The organism is Mesorhizobium sp. M7A.F.Ca.CA.002.04.1.1 (assembly GCF_004022805.1).
GTDB classification, from domain to species: Bacteria; Pseudomonadota; Alphaproteobacteria; order Rhizobiales; family Rhizobiaceae; genus Mesorhizobium; species Mesorhizobium ciceri.
In genome coordinates, this window is the sequence record NZ_RZPL01001217.1 from 1 (window position 1) to 724 (window position 724).

Genomic DNA, 724 nt, shown 5'->3' on the forward strand with positions numbered 1-724 from the left:
CGACAGCCTGATCGTCTATGACATCCGCCTGCCGCGCGTCATCCTCGGCATGCTGGTCGGCGCGGCGCTCGCCGTCTCCGGCGCGGTCATGCAGGGGCTGTTCCGCAATCCGCTGGCGGACCCCGGCCTGATCGGCGTCTCGGCCGGCTCCAGCCTCGGCGCGGTTGCCGTCATCGTGCTCGGCGCGACGATATTGGCTCCGGTGACAGTCTTGCTCGGCACGCTTGCCCTGCCGCTGGCGGCCTTCTGTGGCGGGCTCGCCACCACGCTGATGCTCTATCAGGTCGCGACGCGGCGGGGGCAAACCTCGGTTGCCACAATGCTGCTCGCGGGCATCGCGCTGGCGGCGCTCGCCATGGCGCTGACCGGCATCCTTATCTTCATGGCCGACGATCGCCAGTTGCGCGACCTGACCTTCTGGCAACTCGGATCGCTCGGTGGTGCGACCTGGGCGAAGATCGCGTCGGTAGGGCCGATCATCGTCCTGGCGCTGGCGGCGATGCCGTTCCTGGCACGCGGCCTCAACGCGCTGGCGCTTGGCGAGGCGACCGCCGGCCATCTCGGCATTCCGGTGCAGCGGCTGAAATACACGGCCATCGTCGGCGTCTCCGCCGCGGTCGGCGCATCCGTCGCCGTCAGCGGCGGCATCGGCTTCGTCGGCATCGTGGTGCCGCATCTGCTGCGCCTGCTGATTGGTCCGGACAATCGCTATCTGCTGCCGGCG

General features: G+C 69.5%; 1 protein-coding gene. It reads left to right on the forward strand.

Going from position 1 to position 724, the window contains the following annotated elements; all coding sequences use genetic code 11:
- The coding region (locus ENZ75_RS33415; protein WP_164888257.1) for an iron ABC transporter permease at nucleotides 1-724 on the forward strand (724 nt) is incomplete at both ends.